The sequence below is a fragment of the Psychrobacter sp. T6-1 genome (assembly GCF_052258445.1).
This window is the reverse complement of the sequence record NZ_JBQQFC010000846.1, coordinates 1-512: the sequence shown is the minus strand read 5'-3', so window position 1 is coordinate 512 and position 512 is coordinate 1. Positions and strand designations below refer to the sequence as shown.

The window sequence follows — 512 nt, the reverse complement described above, 5'->3', positions numbered from 1 at the left end:
GACTCTTGCAAATCAAGACGCGTACCAACGATTGAGCCGCGAATAGTGATACCGTTCAGAACGGTGTCAAAGATAGAGACAGGGAAATCGCCTGTAGGTAGACCATTACAAACTAACGTACCGCCGCGCCGCAGCATACTAAGCGCTTGCTCAAACGCTTTTGAGGAAACGGCTGTCACCAGTACTCCATGAGCGCCGCCTATCTCTTTTTTTAAGAATTTGCCAGGATCAGTATCTTTGGCGTTGACAGTGACTGTTGCGCCGAGCTTTTTGGCGAACGCAAGCTTATCATCATCAATGTCGACCGCAGCTACGTTTAGTCCCATAGCCACCGCGTACTGTACTGCCATGTGACCAAGACCGCCGATACCAGAGATGACCACCCAATCACCGGCTTTGGTTTCGGTCATTTTAAGACCTTTGTACACTGTGACTCCTGCACATAACACAGGTGCAATCTCTACCGAGTCGACGCTTTCAGGGATAATACCGACATAGTCTGCATCTGCTAG

The 512-nt window shown here is 49.6% G+C and carries 1 protein-coding gene; it reads right to left on the bottom strand.

Annotated elements, in window-relative coordinates:
- A partial coding sequence (locus ACTXGO_RS16680; RefSeq protein WP_443575262.1) for a zinc-binding dehydrogenase occupies positions 1–512 on the bottom strand: 512 nt, incomplete at both ends.